General features: G+C 50.2%; 19 protein-coding genes and 3 tRNA genes. 18 read left to right on the forward strand and 4 right to left on the reverse strand.

The features are described 5' to 3' along the window. The first annotated feature begins 66 nt into the window (after window positions 1-66). The 7 genes from fliA to sdiA all read left to right on the forward strand — a co-directional run bounded on the left by fliA (window position 67) and on the right by sdiA (window position 5,957). Window positions 67-786 (forward strand): RNA polymerase sigma factor FliA, encoded by a 720-nt coding sequence (gene fliA / locus ACLJXE_RS15890; RefSeq protein ID WP_005127740.1) that lies wholly within the window; start codon window positions 67-69, stop codon window positions 784-786. A 57-nt stretch (window positions 787-843) separates the two neighbouring features. After that, window positions 844-1,395, forward strand: coding sequence for a flagella biosynthesis regulatory protein FliZ (fliZ, locus tag ACLJXE_RS15895; protein ID WP_040232441.1), 552 nt, complete (start codon window positions 844-846; stop codon window positions 1,393-1,395). A gap of 225 nt (window positions 1,396-1,620) precedes the next feature. Continuing rightward, entirely contained in the window at window positions 1,621-2,421 is an 801-nt protein-coding gene (gene tcyJ / locus ACLJXE_RS15900) for a cystine ABC transporter substrate-binding protein (protein WP_410751363.1), read from the forward strand. Window positions 2,422-2,576: 155 nt separating this feature from the next. Further along, window positions 2,577-3,563 carry a D-cysteine desulfhydrase gene (gene dcyD / locus ACLJXE_RS15905; RefSeq protein WP_410751364.1) on the forward strand — a complete coding sequence of 329 codons (987 nt, stop codon included), beginning with the start codon at window positions 2,577-2,579 and terminating at the stop codon, window positions 3,561-3,563. 21 nt (window positions 3,564-3,584) lie between these two features. Then, window positions 3,585-4,253, forward strand: a complete 669-nt coding sequence (tcyL, locus tag ACLJXE_RS15910) for a cystine ABC transporter permease (protein ID WP_115601818.1) — start codon at window positions 3,585-3,587, stop codon at window positions 4,251-4,253. Further along, entirely contained in the window at window positions 4,250-5,002 is a 753-nt protein-coding gene (gene tcyN / locus ACLJXE_RS15915) for an L-cystine ABC transporter ATP-binding protein TcyN (protein ID WP_137381531.1), read from the forward strand. Before tcyL ends, tcyN begins: the two co-directional genes overlap by 4 nt. Window positions 5,003-5,234: 232 nt before the next feature. Then, entirely contained in the window at window positions 5,235-5,957 is a 723-nt protein-coding gene (sdiA, locus tag ACLJXE_RS15920; RefSeq protein ID WP_286629252.1) for a transcriptional regulator SdiA, read from the forward strand. Between the two features lie 66 nt (window positions 5,958-6,023). On the opposite strand, the gene ACLJXE_RS15925 is transcribed toward sdiA, so the two are convergent. Then, window positions 6,024-6,248 (reverse strand): DUF2594 family protein, encoded by a 225-nt coding sequence (locus tag ACLJXE_RS15925; protein WP_005127733.1) that lies wholly within the window; start codon window positions 6,246-6,248, stop codon window positions 6,024-6,026. Continuing rightward, window positions 6,245-6,358: a hypothetical protein gene (locus ACLJXE_RS15930; protein WP_410751365.1), complete on the reverse strand. Its 114-nt coding sequence runs from the start codon at window positions 6,356-6,358 to the stop codon at window positions 6,245-6,247. Before ACLJXE_RS15930 ends, ACLJXE_RS15925 begins: the two co-directional genes overlap by 4 nt. A 350-nt stretch (window positions 6,359-6,708) precedes the next feature. On the opposite strand from ACLJXE_RS15930, the gene uvrY reads away from it, so the two are divergent. The 6 genes from uvrY to ACLJXE_RS15960 all read left to right on the forward strand — a co-directional run bounded on the left by uvrY (window position 6,709) and on the right by ACLJXE_RS15960 (window position 10,250). Further along, window positions 6,709-7,365: a UvrY/SirA/GacA family response regulator transcription factor gene (gene uvrY / locus ACLJXE_RS15935; protein WP_137381533.1), complete on the forward strand. Its 657-nt coding sequence runs from the start codon at window positions 6,709-6,711 to the stop codon at window positions 7,363-7,365. Continuing rightward, window positions 7,362-9,194, forward strand: a complete 1,833-nt coding sequence (uvrC, locus tag ACLJXE_RS15940; protein WP_286629253.1) for an excinuclease ABC subunit UvrC — start codon at window positions 7,362-7,364, stop codon at window positions 9,192-9,194. Before uvrY ends, uvrC begins: the two co-directional genes overlap by 4 nt. Before the next feature lie 55 nt (window positions 9,195-9,249). Next, window positions 9,250-9,798 (forward strand): CDP-diacylglycerol--glycerol-3-phosphate 3-phosphatidyltransferase, encoded by a 549-nt coding sequence (gene pgsA / locus ACLJXE_RS15945; protein ID WP_003030490.1) that lies wholly within the window; start codon window positions 9,250-9,252, stop codon window positions 9,796-9,798. 151 nt (window positions 9,799-9,949) lie between these two features. Further along, window positions 9,950-10,025: transfer RNA gene (locus ACLJXE_RS15950), tRNA-Gly, on the forward strand. Window positions 10,026-10,077: 52 nt separating this feature from the next. After that, window positions 10,078-10,151: transfer RNA gene (locus tag ACLJXE_RS15955), tRNA-Cys, on the forward strand. A gap of 12 nt (window positions 10,152-10,163) precedes the next feature. Then, window positions 10,164-10,250: transfer RNA gene (locus tag ACLJXE_RS15960), tRNA-Leu, on the forward strand. 168 nt (window positions 10,251-10,418) lie between these two features. Here the strand turns inward: ACLJXE_RS15960 and ACLJXE_RS15965 are convergent. Beyond that, entirely contained in the window at window positions 10,419-10,763 is a 345-nt protein-coding gene (locus tag ACLJXE_RS15965) for a hypothetical protein (protein ID WP_410751366.1), read from the reverse strand. Window positions 10,764-10,979: 216 nt separating this feature from the next. Between ACLJXE_RS15965 and ACLJXE_RS15970 the strand changes: the two genes are divergently transcribed. Then, complete coding sequence (locus tag ACLJXE_RS15970; RefSeq protein ID WP_410751367.1) at window positions 10,980-11,450, forward strand: SRPBCC family protein; 471 nt, start codon at window positions 10,980-10,982, stop codon at window positions 11,448-11,450. 122 nt (window positions 11,451-11,572) lie between these two features. On the opposite strand, the gene ACLJXE_RS15975 is transcribed toward ACLJXE_RS15970, so the two are convergent. Then, window positions 11,573-12,592, reverse strand: coding sequence for a patatin-like phospholipase family protein (locus tag ACLJXE_RS15975; RefSeq protein ID WP_410751368.1), 1,020 nt, complete (start codon window positions 12,590-12,592; stop codon window positions 11,573-11,575). 323 nt (window positions 12,593-12,915) lie between these two features. Between ACLJXE_RS15975 and ACLJXE_RS15980 the strand changes: the two genes are divergently transcribed. The 4 genes from ACLJXE_RS15980 to ACLJXE_RS15995 all read left to right on the forward strand — a co-directional run bounded on the left by ACLJXE_RS15980 (window position 12,916) and on the right by ACLJXE_RS15995 (window position 15,543). Continuing rightward, window positions 12,916-14,058, forward strand: a complete 1,143-nt coding sequence (locus ACLJXE_RS15980) for a transglutaminase domain-containing protein (protein ID WP_410751369.1) — start codon at window positions 12,916-12,918, stop codon at window positions 14,056-14,058. Then, on the forward strand, window positions 14,036-14,392 hold the full coding sequence (locus tag ACLJXE_RS15985) for a mercuric transporter MerT family protein (protein WP_410751370.1): 357 nt from the start codon (window positions 14,036-14,038) through the stop codon (window positions 14,390-14,392). Before ACLJXE_RS15980 ends, ACLJXE_RS15985 begins: the two co-directional genes overlap by 23 nt. Further along, window positions 14,389-14,670, forward strand: coding sequence for a heavy-metal-associated domain-containing protein (locus ACLJXE_RS15990; protein WP_410751371.1), 282 nt, complete (start codon window positions 14,389-14,391; stop codon window positions 14,668-14,670). Before ACLJXE_RS15985 ends, ACLJXE_RS15990 begins: the two co-directional genes overlap by 4 nt. A 207-nt stretch (window positions 14,671-14,877) precedes the next feature. Beyond that, window positions 14,878-15,543 (forward strand): YecA family protein, encoded by a 666-nt coding sequence (locus ACLJXE_RS15995; protein ID WP_286629259.1) that lies wholly within the window; start codon window positions 14,878-14,880, stop codon window positions 15,541-15,543. The last annotated feature ends 37 nt before the right edge of the window (window positions 15,544-15,580 follow it).

Genomic DNA, 15,580 nt, shown 5'->3' on the forward strand with positions numbered 1-15,580 from the left:
CCGATTAAAACCCCTGCAGAAACGGATAATCATGCCGATAACTCATTTAACGCAGGGCTGTTTATCGTGAATTCACTGTATACCGCTGAAGGTGTAATGGATAAACACTCGCTGTGGCAGCGTTATGTACCGTTGGTGCGTCACGAAGCATTGCGCCTTCAGGTGCGCTTGCCGGCGAGCGTGGAACTGGATGACCTGCTACAAGCGGGCGGCATCGGGTTATTGAATGCAGTTGACCGATATGACGCTTTGCAAGGAACGGCATTTACCACTTACGCAGTGCAGCGTATTCGTGGGGCTATGCTGGATGAACTACGCAGCCGGGACTGGGTGCCGCGTAGCGTTCGGCGCAATGCCCGCGAAGTGGCACAGGCGATGGGGCAACTGGAGCAGGAATTAGGGCGCAACGCGACGGAAACTGAAGTGGCGGAGCGTCTGGGGATCCCTGTACAAGAGTATCGTCAGATGTTGCTTGATACCAATAACAGCCAACTCTTCTCATACGACGAGTGGCGGGAAGAGCATGGCGATAGTATTGAGCTGGTGACAGAAGAACATCAGCAAGAAAACCCGTTACAACAGCTTCTTGAGGGGAACCTCCGTCAGCGCGTGATGGATGCGATTGACGCATTGCCGGAGCGCGAGAAGTTGGTATTGACGCTGTACTATCAGGAAGAGCTGAATCTGAAAGAGATTGGTGCTGTTCTGGAAGTCGGCGAATCACGGGTCAGTCAGTTGCACAGCCAGGCTATCAAACGTCTACGCACCAAGCTGGGTAAGCTATAAGGGGTAAGCTTTGCCCCTGAACAATGCCGCATAACGTATTGACTACCAGGAGTTCTCATGACGGTGCAGCAATCAAAAAGACGGCCACTAAGCCGCTACCTTAAAGATTTCAAACACAGCCAGACGCATTGCGCCCATTGCTTTAAGTTGCTTGACAGGATCACGCTGGTTCGTCGCGGGCAGATTGTGAATAAGATAGCCATCTCCCGCCTGGACACGCTGCTTGATGATGCTGAATGGGCGCAGGAGAAAAAAGAGTGGGTGGCGTTATGCCGTTTCTGCGGCGATTTGCATTGCAAAGAACAAAGCGACTTCTTTGACATCATCGGCTTTAAACAATTTTTGTTTGAGCAAACCGAAATGAGCCATGGTACGGTGCGCGAATATGTTGTTCGCCTGCGTCGTCTCGGCAATCATCTGACCGAACAAAAGATTTCTCATGACCTGCTGCAGGAAGGGTTCCTCGACGAAAACCTCGCCCCGTGGTTGCCAGAAACCAGCACCAACAATTACCGCATTGCGCTACGTAAGTATGAGCAGTTTAAAGCCCATACCCATATGGGGCATATGCAGAAATCCGCCTGGACAGCCAGTTCTGATATATATTAAAAACGAATAAGGTGTAACAGAGTCGTGTTTGTGAATTACGGCGAACGCTCTACACTACGCTCATATACACGTCATCCTTCAAGTTGCCTCTGTGTTGGCTGCACTCTCTCACCCCAGTCACTTACTTTAGTAAGCTCCTGGGGATTCACTCGCTTGCCGCCTTGATGCAACTCGAATGATTTTGTGTATAAATAGCAGTCACTCATGACAATATTCGGGGTAACTATGAAATTAGCACTTCTGGGACGTCAGGCGCTGATGGGTGTAATGGCTGTTGCACTTGTCGCGGGTATGAGCGCAAAAACATTTGCGGACGAAGGTCTGCTAAATAAAGTGAAAGAGCGTGGCACGCTGTTGGTGGGGCTGGAGGGGACTTATCCCCCCTTTAGTTTCCAGGGTGACGACGGCAAATTGACCGGTTTTGAAGTAGAGTTTGCCGAGGCGCTGGCTAACCACCTGGGTGTGAAAGCTTCGCTCAAGCCGACCAAATGGGACGGTATGCTGGCGTCGTTAGATTCCAAACGTATCGATGTGGTGATAAACCAGGTCACCATCTCTGACGAACGTAAGAAAAAATACGATTTCTCTACCCCGTATACGGTTTCTGGTATCCAGGCGCTGGTGAAGAAAGGTAATGAAGGCGTCATTAAGACCGCTGCGGACCTGAAAGGTAAAAAAGTCGGTGTGGGTCTGGGGACTAACTACGAAGAGTGGCTGCGTCAGAACGTGCAGGGCGTAGATATTCGTACCTATGATGATGACCCGACCAAATATCAGGATCTGCGCGTAGGCCGTATTGATGCCATTCTGGTTGACCGTCTGGCCGCGTTGGATCTGGTGAAGAAAACCAAAGACACACTGGCCGTGACCGGTGAAGCTTTCTCCCGCCAGGAATCTGGTGTGGCGCTGCGTAAAGGCAATGAAGATCTGCTGAAAGCCGTGGATACAGCCATTGCCGATATGCAAAAAGACGGCACGCTGAAAGCCCTGTCCGAAAAATGGTTTGGAGCGGATGTGACGAAATAATCATCATCCGGATAAAAAAGGCGCCTTTAACAGCGCCTTTTTTTATTCCATTGCGCCTGAACGTGCATAATAAAAAGAACATCACAACAACTTCTACTCTCAGGCTTTTGGGCTGCTTGCCGCCCACAAGATGATGAGTAAACACCGGAGGCTCTATGCCACTGCATAACTTAACGCGCTTTCCCCGTCTGGAATTTATTGGTGCGCCAACGCCGCTCGAATATCTCCCGCGTTTCTCTGATTATCTCGGTCGCGATATTTTTATTAAACGTGATGACGTCACGCCGATGGCGATGGGCGGCAATAAACTGCGCAAACTGGAATTCCTGGCGGCGGACGCACTGCGTGAAGGCGCAGACACACTGATCACCGCAGGGGCTATCCAGTCGAACCACGTGCGCCAGACGGCGGCGGTCGCGGCGAAGCTGGGGCTTCACTGTGTGGCGCTGTTGGAAAACCCGATAGGTACGACTGCGGAAAATTATCTCAGCAACGGTAACCGCCTGCTGCTGGATCTGTTCAATACCCAGATTGAAATGTGTGATGCGCTGACCGATCCGAATGCGCAGCTTCAGGAACTGGCGACGCGGATTGAAGCGCAGGGGTTCCGCCCGTATGTGATCCCGGTTGGCGGTTCTAACGCGTTGGGCGCATTGGGTTATGTCGAAAGTGCGCTGGAAATTGCTCAACAGTGTGAAGGTGCAGTAGAACTTTCATCTGTCGTGGTGGCGTCGGGCAGTGCAGGAACGCACGCCGGGTTGGCGGTAGGGCTGGAACAATTGATGCCGAACGTTGAGCTTATCGGTGTCACCGTTTCACGCAGCGTTGCTGACCAAAAACCAAAAGTCGTTGCGCTTCAGCAGGCAATTGCCAGTGAGCTGGAGCTGACCGCGGTGGCAGATATTTTACTGTGGGATGAATACTTTGCGCCGGGTTACGGTACGCCAAATGAAGAAGGCATGGAGGCAGTAAAACTGTTGGCACGTCTGGAAGGCATCTTGTTGGATCCGGTGTATACGGGTAAAGCGATGGCCGGCCTGATTGACGGTATCAGCCAGAAACGCTTTAAAGATGAAGGGCCAATCCTCTTTATTCATACCGGTGGGGCACCTGCGTTGTTTGCCTACCATCCACATGTATGACAACCAGGTAGAAAAATACTCATGCAAGAAAGTATCCAACTGGTCATTGATTCGCTGCCGTATCTGCTGAAAGGGGCGGTATTTACGCTCCAACTGAGTATCGGCGGGATGTTTTTTGGCCTGGTGCTGGGGTTCATCCTGGCGCTAATGCGTTTGTCGTCACTGTTGCCTGTGCGCTGGCTGGCACGCTTTTATATCTCTATCTTTCGCGGTACACCGTTAATTGCCCAGCTGTTTATGATCTACTACGGTCTGCCACAGTTTGGTATTGAGCTGGATCCGATCCCGGCAGCAATGATCGGTCTGTCGCTGAATACCGCGGCTTACGCGGCAGAAACGCTGCGTGCGGCTATCTCCTCCATTGACAAAGGTCAGTGGGAAGCCGGGGCGAGTATCGGTATGACGCCGTGGCAGACGATGCGCAGAGCGATTCTACCGCAGGCTGCACGCGTAGCATTGCCGCCGCTGAGCAACAGTTTTATCAGTCTGGTGAAAGACACATCACTGGCCGCGACCATCCAGGTACCGGAACTGTTCCGCCAGGCGCAGCTGATTACTTCACGCACGCTGGAGGTGTTTACCATGTATCTGGCGGCCTCGCTGATTTACTGGGTCATGGCGACGGTGCTTTCTGCGCTGCAGAACTATTTTGAAGAACAGCTCAACCGCCAGGAGAGAGAGCCGAAATGAGTGCTATTGAAGTCAGAAACCTGGTGAAAAAATTTCACGGGCAAACGGTACTGCACGGCATTGATCTGGACGTTAAGCCTGGTGAAGTCGTGGCGATTATTGGGCCGAGCGGTTCAGGCAAAACCACGCTGCTGCGCAGTATAAATTTGCTGGAACAGCCAGAGGCGGGCACCATCAAGGTTGGAGACATCACTATTGATACCGCGCGTTCCTTAAGCCAGCAGAAAGGACTGATTCGCCAGTTGCGCCAGCATGTCGGGTTTGTGTTCCAGAACTTTAATTTATTTCCACATCGCACGGTGCTGGAAAACATTATTGAAGGTCCGGTAATTGTGAAGGGAGAAGCGAAGGCGGAAGCGACAGCACGCGCGCGTGAACTTCTGGCAAAGGTTGGGCTTGCGGGTAAAGAGAGCAGCTATCCTCGCCGGTTATCCGGCGGTCAGCAGCAGCGCGTTGCCATTGCACGGGCGCTGGCTATGCGTCCGGAAGTGATTCTTTTTGATGAACCTACCTCTGCGCTTGATCCGGAACTGGTTGGCGAAGTGCTTAATACTATTCGTCAGCTGGCGCAGGAAAAACGCACCATGGTCATTGTGACACATGAAATGAGCTTTGCGCGTGACGTTGCTGACCGGGCGATATTTATGGATCAGGGCAAGATAGTGGAGCAGGGGCCCGCAAAATCCTTATTTACGCATCCACAGCAACCACGTACCCGTCAGTTTCTTGAAAAGTTCCTGATGCAATAAACGGTTAGAGAGTACTCATCGAAATTATTTTTTTTGGTGAGTGCTTGTTGCATAACTATTTATAATTGCTGATTTATTATTATTGCTTCATCCTGCCAGCATTGTGGGCTGTTACGTTACACTCAAGTAATTTCTTATTTGTCCGATAATTTGCATATATAAAATACGTTTATGTGTTAGCTTGTTTCATACATTTGGATGATTATCAATCTCAGGGGCATTACCACTTAGTATGCAGGATCATGATTTCTTCACCTGGCGACGGAGCATGCTGTTACGCTTTCAGGAAATGGCGGCGGCAGAGGATGTCTATAACGAATTACAACATCAGACGCAGCATTTAGAGTTCGACTTTTATGCGCTCTGCGTCCGTCATCCCGTACCCTTTACCCGACCTAAAACGGTACTTCATACGACGTATCCCAAAGCATGGGTCGCACATTATCAATCAGAAAATTATTTCGCTATCGATCCGGTACTGAAACCCGAAAACTTCAGTCAGGGCCACTTACCGTGGGATGATACCTTGTTCCGTGACGCACAGCCGCTGTGGGATGCCGCACGTAATCACGGTCTGCGCAAGGGGATGACGCAGTGCCTGATGTTGCCAAACCGGGCGCTGGGCTTTTTGTCTGTGTCACGCGCGAGTTTGCGTAATAGTCGCTTTGCGCAGGATGAAGTCGAGCTCAGGATGCAACTGCTGGTACGAGAAAGTCTGTCAGTACTTATGCGGCTGGAAGATGACATGGTCATGGCGCCGGAGATGCGTTTTAGCAAGCGCGAAAAAGAGATTCTGAAATGGACCGCTGAGGGGAAAACCTCTTCCGAGATAGCAATGATTCTGTCGATCTCTGAAAATACCGTTAACTTTCATCAGAAGAATATGCAGAAGAAGTTTAACGCGCCAAACAAAACACAGATTGCCTGTTATGCCGCCGCAACGGGACTTATCTGAATAAAATGTCGTTCTGAGTGTCAGACGCAAAACCGGCTGAGAGCATCGCTGTCAGCCGGTTTCTTATCACTGACGATAGGCTTGTTTAATTTGTTTAACAGTGCTGGTAAATACCGCGGCCTGTGTTTCGTCCTCAATCAGCGCGATCTGTTTTTCCATTTTAAGAATCACGCGTCCTGCATCGGCTTGTCCCATTGCCTGCAGCATCAGCGTTAACATGGCCTTCAGGCAGGTGACTTCATTAGCCAGTTCTTGATTATTCTCAGCAGTGGAAAAATCAGGCGTACTCATTTATTTTCCTCGTTATGTTTCAATGAAAAAGTGCGATGGCAAACGTCAAGGCGGCGGAGTATACCATAAGCTCGGCTAAAAATACCTGAGGTTGTTTTTTGCGCAAACAAAACTCAATGAGATTAAAATAAACAAGATGTTGCAGTGCATATATTTTCTCCATTCTTTGTTTATTTCGAGTATTTTACTCGTTAATTATTGTTACAAGCTTACCTTCCTATTTAGCATTCAGCGTAAGAATATGAATTTTTTGTCACTATTCTGAAACAGCCATGCAGATATAACCGCGGGCAAAAGCCCTTCAGCCATGAAAGTTTCCACGGTTCGTACAAACTAATTTCCAAAAACGAGAGCAAAATCGAAAGTCGGGCGTTTTTTAGATTTCAAAGTTGAGATAAAACCCGTTAACATAGGACCGATTAACTATCGGTAGCGTTATCCCTATTCTGGAGATATTCCTTTGATCAACGTTTTTCTTGTTGATGACCACGAACTGGTGCGCGCAGGGATACGACGCATTCTGGAAGATATAAAAGGCATTAAAGTTGTCGGCGAGGCGTGCTGCGGCGAAGATGCGGTCAAATGGTGCCGCGCTAACGCCGTCGATGTTGTGCTGATGGACATGAATATGCCCGGTATTGGCGGTCTGGAGGCAACCCGCAAAATTGCGCGTTCCTCGGCTGACATTAAAGTGATCATGTTGACTGTTCATACCGAAAACCCGTTGCCGGCAAAAGTTATGCAGGCGGGAGCCGCGGGCTATCTCAGTAAGGGGGCTGCCCCTCAGGAAGTCGTGAGTGCGATTCGTTCGGTTTTTTCCGGACAGCGCTACATTGCTTCCGATATTGCTCAGCAAATGGCGCTTAGCCAGATTGAGCCAGAGAAAACGGAAACCCCGTTTGCCAGTTTGTCTGAACGCGAGTTGCAGATTATGCTGATGATCACCAAAGGCCAGAAGGTCAATGAGATCTCAGAGCAGCTGAATCTTAGTCCCAAAACAGTGAACAGCTATCGCTATCGAATGTTCAGTAAATTAAACATTCATGGCGATGTAGAGCTGACTCACCTGGCAATTCGCCATGGCCTGTGTAATGCGGAGACATTAACAAGCCTGTGACCGATCAGTTCGATGCTAAAGCGTTTCTAAAAACTGTGACCAGCCAGCCTGGTGTCTATCGTATGTACGATACCGCCGGGACGGTTATCTATGTCGGTAAAGCGAAAGACCTGAAAAAACGGCTCTCCAGCTATTTCCGCAGCAACCTCGCGTCGCGTAAAACCGAAGCGCTGGTGGCACAAATTCAACAGATTGATGTCACGGTGACGCACACCGAAACTGAAGCATTATTGCTTGAGCACAATTACATCAAGTTGTATCAACCGCGCTATAACGTATTACTGCGCGATGATAAATCCTATCCCTTTATTTTCCTGAGCGGTGATACCCACCCGCGTCTGGCGACGCATCGCGGTGCGAAGCATGCTAAAGGTGAATACTTTGGACCCTTTCCTAACGGTTATGCCGTCCGTGAAACGCTGGCGTTATTGCAGAAAATTTTCCCAATACGTCAGTGCGAAAATAGCGTTTATCGCAACCGTTCACGCCCCTGCTTGCAATATCAGATTGGCCGATGCCTTGGGCCATGTGTCGCCGGTCTGGTGAGTGAAGAAGAGTACGCGCAGCAGGTTGACTATGTACGGCTGTTTTTATCCGGCAAAGACGATCAGGTATTAACGCAATTGATCGCCCGGATGGAGAAGGCCAGCCAGAACCTTGAGTTTGAAGAGGCCGCACGCATCCGCGACCAAATTCAGGCCGTTCGCCGTGTCACTGAAAAACAGTTTGTCTCCAATACTGGCGACGATCTGGATGTTATCGGGGTGGCATTTGATGCCGGAATGGCCTGCGTACACGTCTTGTTCATTCGTCAGGGCAAAGTGTTAGGCAGTCGCAGCTATTTTCCTAAAGTACCAGGGGGAACGGAACTGGGCGAAGTGGTTGAAACCTTCGTTGGGCAGTTCTATTTGCAGGGTAGCCAGGTGCGTACTTTGCCTGGTGAGATCCTGCTCGATTTCAATCTTAGCGATAAGACGCTGCTGGCTGACTCTTTGTCTGAGCTGGCCGGGCGGAAGATTAACGTCCAGACGAAGCCGCGAGGCGATCGCGCCCGATATTTGAAGCTGGCGCGTACCAATGCGGCTACGGCGTTAACGACCAGGCTTTCCCAGCAGTCCACGATTACCCAGCGTCTGACGGCGCTGGCATCCGTGCTGAAACTGCCTGCGGTGAAACGCATGGAGTGTTTTGACATTAGCCACACGATGGGGGAGCAGACCGTTGCCTCCTGCGTGGTTTTTGACGCTAACGGGCCGCTGCGCGCAGAGTATCGTCGCTATAACATTACGGGTATTACGCCGGGTGATGATTACGCGGCGATGAACCAGGTACTGCGTCGGCGTTACGGTAAGGCAATAGAAGAAAGTAAGATCCCGGATGTTATTTTGATCGACGGCGGTAAAGGCCAGCTAGGGCAGGCGAAAGCGGTTTTTGCTGAACTGGACGTGCCCTGGGATAAACAGCACCCTCTGTTACTGGGTGTGGCAAAAGGGGCAGATCGCAAAGCCGGCCTGGAAACCCTGTTTTTTGAACCGGAAGGTGAGGGTTTTAGCCTGCCGCCAGACTCCCCTGCGTTGCACGTTATTCAGCATATCCGCGATGAGTCTCACGATCACGCTATTAGTGGACACCGTAAAAAACGGGCGAAGGTGAAAAGCACCAGCACGCTGGAAACGATCGAAGGCGTTGGACCTAAGCGCCGGCAAATGTTGCTGAAGTATATGGGGGGTTTGCAAGGGCTTCGTAACGCCAGTGTCGAAGAAATTGCAAAAGTGCCGGGTATTTCGCAAGCTCTGGCAGAAAAGATCTTCTACTCGTTGAAACATTAGGCCCTCTGTAGCAACATAGGGGTAATTTCACTGACAACAGATAGTTATCCGTCATATGCAATTTAATATCCCTACATTGCTCACGCTGTTTCGCGTCATTCTGATCCCATTCTTTGTATTGGCGTTTTATCTGCCATTCACCTGGGCTCCCTTCGTTTGTGCGCTGATTTTCTGTATTGCAGCCGTTACAGACTGGTTTGATGGTTTTCTGGCACGCCGCTGGAATCAAAGCACGCGTTTCGGGGCTTTCCTCGATCCGGTGGCAGATAAGGTTTTGGTGGCTATCGCGATGGTGCTGGTGACGGAGCACTACCACAGCTGGTGGGTGACATTGCCTGCCGCCACGATGATCGCGCGTGAAATTATCATTTCAGCACTGCGTGAATGGATGGCTGAACTTGGCAAGCGTAGCAGTGTGGCGGTGTCCTGGATCGGTAAAGTCAAAACAACATCGCAAATGGCAGCACTGGCATGGCTGCTGTGGCGTCCAAATATCTGGGTAGAGTATGCCGGGATTGCACTTTTCTTTGTCGCCGCGATTCTGACTTTATGGTCAATGTTCCAGTATTTGAGCGCTGCACGGGGAGATTTGCTTGATCAGTGATCGTTTCGCCGCAAATTTCAGCAAACGATCGTCAGTGGTGAAAAATATCGTTGACTCATTGCGTCAGGTAAGTAGAATGCAACGCATCGAACGGCAGCACTGATTGCCAGACGATAACAAAATCAAGTGATTAACAAAGTTACTTGGTGATGCGGGAATAGCTCAGTTGGTAGAGCACGACCTTGCCAAGGTCGGGGTCGCGAGTTCGAGTCTCGTTTCCCGCTCCAAATTTAAAACATCGGCATTTGCGGATGTTTGGCTGAAAAGCCAGAAGATTTCGGCGCGTTAGCAAAGCGGTTATGTAGCGGATTGCAAATCCGTCTAGTCCGGTTCGACTCCGGAACGCGCCTCCAATTTCTTCCCGAGCCCGGATGGTGGAATCGGTAGACACAAGGGATTTAAAATCCCTCGGCGTTCGCGCTGTGTGGGTTCAAGTCCCACTCCGGGTACCATGGGAAAGAACAGAATAATCAAAGCAATAAGCAGTGTCGTGAAACCACCTACGGGTGGTTTTTTTGTGCCTGAGATTTACTGACAACAAATAGCTTGCGTCACCATACCCACCAATAACGGAAAACCGCCAAAACGCCCAATTCACCAACATGAATTAGCCCATTCGTTTATCGGCGTATAGGCGTGCTCAGCATAAACCCTCCCCGGGCCGGGTTGTTCATGAACCCATCACGGGCGGGGTTATAGTTGTGGTTCTGAAAACCGCGCATTATGAAGGGATCGTTAATGCCATCCTGAATCGCAAAGGATCTGTGGATCCGGTTACGGGCTCGGAACGTAAACGCAAAATCATCTGCTCCGCCAATCACGATAACGCCATTGCCGGCAGCTAACGCGGCACTCAACTCTTGCTCTCTTTGGGCCTGACTTTGCAATGTACCGGCTGCAACAGATGAAGACATCAACAGCAGTAGCGCAAGGACGGCGCATGAAAATACCCGTGGCAGTTTCATGATAAATACTCATAAATAATGTGGCTATTAAAGTATAGCGTTTGATGACGCGTTTATCCGGGCGGTAAACAACCATTTTCAGGCACCGGAGGCGGTGATTCCGGGAGGCCTGCCCATGTAATTAAGCACTATAATAAAAACAGCGCACAGGTGATTATGCCTGTTCGTCGCACTGGCAGGTGCCGCAGATTTTCACCCCACAGGGGAGAGAAGGTGATGGCTGACTATCAGTTTTCCACAGTCTGGCGGGTTGAGGCTTCACTGCAGGATGTCTGGGATGTTTTCTCCCACCCGGATCAGTGGCCAGAATGGTGGAGAAGCCTTGAGCGTGTTGTTGAGCTCAAAAGAGGCGATATACAGGGGGTCGGCGCGTTGCATCGTTACACCTGGAAGGGTGTGCTTCCGTATCGTTTAACCTTTGATATCAATGTATTAAATATTTTGCAGTATTCTCTTCTTGAAGGTGCTGCCAGCGGCGAGGTTGAAGGGCGCGGGGTATGGTCTTTTATTGATACCGGTAGGGAGACTATTGTCAGGTACGACTGGAATGTACGAACCACGATTCGCTGGATGAATATACTTGCCCCACTGGCGGCACCGTTATTTCGCTGGAACCACGATACGGTAATGCGCGAGGGGGCGAAGGGATTAGCCCGGAAACTTGGCACCCGTGTGTATATATTTTGATTCAGAGCCTATCCCATTAGGGCTATTTTGCTTGCCATTTCGATGCCGGGCAGTGCTCAAACTGTTTGCGCCAATGGCGTCTGCTGGAATAGGTTCTTAGTCCTCTGTTCTCAGGGGCAGTTTTATCCCTGAAAGTTAAACACCCCGCCGTTGCTAACTAACAATGCGGCGATTTCATTTAACGTCTTGTCGAATGCCGCTGCATTTTGCACTCCTGCGTTATGCAGCAGTTCTAAATTCTCACGCGATGCGTTATCCAGTGTTGGATCGGCACCATATAATTCGGGTTGAAGCCTGTAATATTTCGCGTTTTTTACCGTTGAGGCGATTTGTTGTAAATAGTAGGCAGTCATCTGCGGACCGCCTTCGAGTGCGATATCGATAGCGGGTTTCGCCCAGCCAAAGGGTCCCCAGTCTTTAACCTCTGAGTATGAATAACCCTGCAGCTTTTTACCGGTACCCAGAGAGACAATGATCATGTCTTTGATGCCAGCGACGTTTGAGAACTTAATTGCCTCGGAATAGGCACACAGTGCTGGATCGTTCGCCACGACACCACCATCGACCAGGACATACTTTTGCGGCAATGGGGGAAGTGAGTAAATACGCGCTGCTTCGAAGTACGTTGGTGCTGCAGAGGTACCACGTAAAACATCTCTGACCAGAAAATCCCGTTTTTTGGCTACGGCAGAGTGTTGTTTGAAGATCACCGGAAGACGACTGCTGACATCATAAGCAACAAAGCAGGTTGGTTTTAATAATTCACTCAGTTTTGTATCACCGAAGGCTGTTTTTAATACTCGCTCCAGTTCTGTTGCCGGGTATTTTTCATCACTTACACCGCCTAATGAACTGATGGTTTTCCAAATGCCGACGTCAAAAATCTCATCGCCGTCCTGAAGATAGAAGTTGACGGCTTCCTGAGCGGAAAATTGTGGGTTTCCTGTCGCGTCGGGACACACATAGGCAGAACAGAGGATGGCACCAGTGCTGGTGCCTGCGACTAAATCGAAGTAATCAGCGATTCTTGCTGTCGGTTTTTTTGCTCTATCTTGTAACTTCTTCTCCAGTGCGACTAATAGCATACCTGGCAGGATGCCTCTGATGCCACCGCCATCAATAGACAGTATTCTCATCGCCATTTTGACTTCCCCTCAGCGTATGAAACATGAAAGCGGGATACTACATGTGGAAATGCCTGCGTTTAAATATAGACAGGTTTTGGGTGGTGTATCCTTAATAAGAATGGGGGATCCTCATGCCGTCATTACTGTACTTTCTCGCCAGTAAGTGGCTTAATGGCGGCCATATAGTTTCTTATTTCATTCACAGTTAACAGGTCTGTTATTGATGAATAACCTCCATCGACTCGCCTTTTTATGTCAGCATCTGTCTGCTGTGATGATCGCATACGGTTTTTTTCTATTCAGCCGTCGCTTAATTTTCACAATATGGACAGACAGCAATGCAACGTCGACAATTTCTCAAAAATAGCGTTCTCCTTTCCGCCGCCAGTATAGTCGGCCCTTCGGTTGTTAGCCGGACGGTACAGGCTGCTGAGCCTTCAATCATGCCAGTGGCACGTCGGCGCTTTGTGCTATCGCAAACGTATAAGCTCAACCCACCAAAGGGTTCAAGTGGTGTCGTGAAGTTGTGGATCCCATTGCCGGTTGATACTGCGTTTCAGCAAATGATAAATCTTGCTTTTAGCGGCAATTATAAGCAGGCGTATGTCACAACCAACAATGTCTATGGCGCGAAAACGTTGTTTGCCAGTTGGCCCGACTCACAGGGAGAACTGCTGATCAAGGTTGACATCGACGTTGAGACAGCCGATTGGGAACCATTGCAGCATGACGCGTTAAAAAACTGGCAGGCACCGGAACAGATTACTTACCCGCTGGATGCAAAACCTTACTTGCTACCAACAGCGCACACCCCGATTGATGGGCTGGTCCTGGAAACAGCGCGTAAAATTACCGGTAATGAACAAGACCCGCTGAAAAAAGCTCGCCTGATATACGAGTGGGTGAGCAGTCATATGGAGCGTGATAATGACGTTATCGGCTGCGGAACCGGGGATGTAGCGGAGATTTTGAAAAGCGGAAAGCTCAAGGGCAAATGCACCGATATGAGCTCCGTTTTTGTCGCCCTGGCACGAGCCAGCGGCATTCCTGCACGTGAATTGTTCGGGATTCGTCTGGGGAAAGCAAACAAGCTGGAGCGCTACTCGAAAAGCGCATTTGGCAAAGCCGATAGTGCAGGTGTTGCCGATGTAAGCGGGGGGCAGCATTGCCGTGCGGAGTTCTACCTGGCTGGCTACGGCTGGCTACCGTGTGATCCGGCCGATGTGACCAAAATGCGTCTGGCAGAGAAAAAAACGCATCAGGATGCGGACGTCCAGGCGGTGAATACCTATCTGTTTGGCAACTGGGAAATGAACTGGGTTGGCTTCAACTATGGTCGTGACTTTGAACTGTACCCGGCTACTGAGCAGGGAGCGATGAACAACTTTGGTTATCCTTATGCTGAAGTAGACGGTGACCCTATCAATTTCTATGACCCGAAAGCGTTCTCTTACAGCTATGTCGCAACAGAACAACGCTAAAGGAGCGGGATTGACCCTGCTGACGGCCGCCGCGGTTGCCGTCACTGCTGGCTTATGTTGCGTGGGGCCGCTGCTGTATCTGCTGTTTGGTATTTCGGCGGCGAGCTTTGCCGTGTTCACTCAGTTTGAGTTTTTGCGCATTCCCCTGATGTTGCTGTCCTTAGGGCTACTGTTACGCGTTTTCTGGCGACTCTACTTTTCTAAAAAACTGTGGTGTTCCGGATGGCTGTCCCTGAAGCAAGCGCGCGTCCTCTACTGGTGTGCGTTGGCGCTGATTCTGCCCGTGTTGTTTTACCCTACGATCGTGGCCTGGTTTTATGAGGTGTTTGAGTGAAGATTATTACGTTAATCGCATGTTTACTGTTGCCATTGTGGGCTCAGGCTACCAATCAGAAAGTGGTGCTGGATATACAAAATATGACCTGCTCGCTATGTGTCATCTCGGTCAATCAGGCGCTACGTGAAACTGATGGGGTGATTAAAGCCAAATCTTCGCTCAAGACCCGGCAGGCAGAGGCTATCGTCCCGGAGGGATTTTCTACCGATACGCTACTTAACGCGGTGGCGAAAACGGGATATACCGCAACGTTGAACCGTATTGAGCCACAATAAACCACCTTCGGGTGGTTTTGTTCTGTTTTCCGCGTATGATGCCCGGCGGCTGATGCTCCCTTTTGTGCGTTAACTACCGGAATTTCCCTCGTTTCCTGTTAACCTGAACTGGCGGTACCTGTAAGCCGCTCATGCCCATTTGGATCTGTTATCCCACCAGCCATGTAAGATAATCACAGGCAAGAATTTTTACTAAGGAAAAGCGTTATGAAAACGGGACCACTAAACGAGAGCGAACTGGAATGGCTGGATGATGTGCTGACTAAGTACAATACGGACAAGTCTATTCTGGATGTGTCAGAGCTGGATGGCTTACTGACGGCGGTGCTCAGTTCACCGTATGAGATCGAACCGGAGCAGTGGCTGGTCGCTATCTGGGGCGGTGCGCAGTATGTTCCGCGCTGGTCCTCCGAAAAAGAAATGGCGCGTTTCATGAATCTGGCGTTCCAGCATATGGCGGATACGGCCGATCGTCTGGATGAGTTCCCCGAGCAGTTTGAACCGCTGTTCGGCCTGCGTGAAATTGAAGAGCATGAGCTGACTATCGTAGAAGAGTGGTGCTTTGGCTATATGCGAGGCGTCGCGTTGTCGGATTGGTCAATGCTACCTGAGTCACTGAAACCCGCTCTCGATGCCATTGCGTTACACGGGACAGAAGAAAACTTCGAGGTGGTGGAGAAACTGACACCAGAGGCATTTGAAGAGAGCGTGGATGCCATTCGTCTGGCGGCTCTGGATCTGCATGCTTACTGGATGGCGCATCCGCAGGAAGCTCCGGCTAACGTCCCGGTAAAAGTGGATGCCAAAGTAGGGCGTAACGACCCATGCCCGTGCGGCAGTGGTAAAAAATATAAACAGTGTTGCCTGCATTAAGAAAGGGGCGTAAGCCCCTTTTACTTTAATACACTTC

It is taken from the genome of Citrobacter sp. U14242, assembly GCF_046555775.1.
Classification (GTDB): domain Bacteria; phylum Pseudomonadota; class Gammaproteobacteria; order Enterobacterales; family Enterobacteriaceae; genus Citrobacter.